The sequence below is a fragment of the Parundibacterium terreum genome (assembly GCF_014636315.1).
Lineage (GTDB): Bacteria > Pseudomonadota > Gammaproteobacteria > Burkholderiales > Burkholderiaceae_D > Undibacterium > Undibacterium terreum.
This window is the reverse complement of record NZ_BMED01000014.1, coordinates 1-1,448: the sequence shown is the minus strand read 5'-3', so window position 1 is coordinate 1,448 and position 1,448 is coordinate 1. Positions and strand designations below refer to the sequence as shown.

1 protein-coding gene is annotated in these 1,448 nt (G+C 57.7%); it reads left to right on the top strand.

Translation table 11 applies throughout. The features are described from left to right. The coding region (locus tag IEW12_RS28695; protein ID WP_188569592.1) for a bifunctional diguanylate cyclase/phosphodiesterase at positions 1-1,448 on the top strand (1,448 nt) is incomplete at both ends.

The following is a 1,448-nucleotide window of genomic DNA, read 5'->3' as shown; positions in this document are numbered from 1 at the left end:
GATGCCGAGGGCCTGGTCTGTGCCCGCCAGGGCAGCCTGGAGAGTGACACGGACTTGCGCATCATCGCCGCAACCCCGGCCTTTGCGCCTTTGCTGGACCAGAACCTGCACCAGACGCCGCAGGCAGGCATCCTGGAACAGGTACAGCGCTCGCTGGCGGAACGCCGCAGCCTGTATGAAGCGCAGTCCACCACGCTGTATTTCAGCAATGTGGCGCAGCGCGACTTTACGGTCTACCTGGATACCGGCTTGCACCTGAATGAGATGGACAAGCGTTTATTGGAAGTGTTCTGCAGCAACATTTCCGTTGGACTGGACAATGTGATGCTGGCCTCGCGCCTGCATAACTATGCGTTCTATGATCCTTTGACCGGTTTGTCGAACCGGCTGAAGCTGCTGCAGACCTTGAATGAGACGCTGGCTTCGCCGCTGAAGGAGCACAGCACGCTGTCCCTGATCGATATCGATCACTTTGCCGAGACCAATGATGCGCTGGGCCATCAGTTTGGCGACATGCTGCTGTGTTCGGTGGCGAATCGCCTGGTGGCTTATTTTGGGGAGGATTGCCAGTTGGCGCGGGTGGGGGGCGATACCTTTGCCTTGCTGGGGGATGAACAAATGGTGTGCCCGGAGGCTATCCTGGGCTTGTTCAACCGTCCTTTCGATGTGGACCGGCAGGAGGTGCAGTTGTCGGCCACCATTGGCTTGGTGAAGCTGGCGGAGTATGACGGCCAGGGTTCGGAAGCCTTGAAGGATACGAATATCGCCTTGAAGCGGGCCAAGACCCATCAGCGCGCCGGTCATGTGTACTTTACCCGCGACATGGGGGTGGAGATCCGCGAGCGGGTGCGGCTGATGCATGCCTTGCGTACGGCCTTTGAGAACCAGCGCCTGTTTCTGGTGTTCCAGCCGCAGATCGACATGGCCAGCGGCCGTGCGGTCGGGGCGGAGGCTTTGTTGCGCTGGAAGACCGATGACGGCAAGTTTGTGCCGCCGGACCAGTTTATTCCGATTGCGGAGTATTCGGGCTTGATCGTGGATATCGGGGAGTGGGTCTTGCGTACCGCCTGCTATGAGCTGGTGCATCTGCGCCAATTGGGTTATACGGACTTCCAGATGGCGATCAATGTGTCTCAGGCGCAATTCTCGCATCCTTTGTTCATGCAGTCGCTGCACCGGGCCTTGCAGGATACGCAGGTGCCGCCGGAGTGCATTGAACTGGAGATCACTGAGTCGATGGCGATGAAGGATCCGGACTTGCTGATCAAGACCTTGTACCAGATCAAGCAATTGGGCATCAGTATTTCGATCGACGACTTCGGTACCGGTTTCTCGTCGCTGAGCTATTTGCAGAAGCTGGATGTGGACAGGCTGAAGATAGACCGGGCGTTTGTCAATGAGATCAAGGATAGTTCGAGCGACGCCAGTATTGCGAAGATGGTGATCCA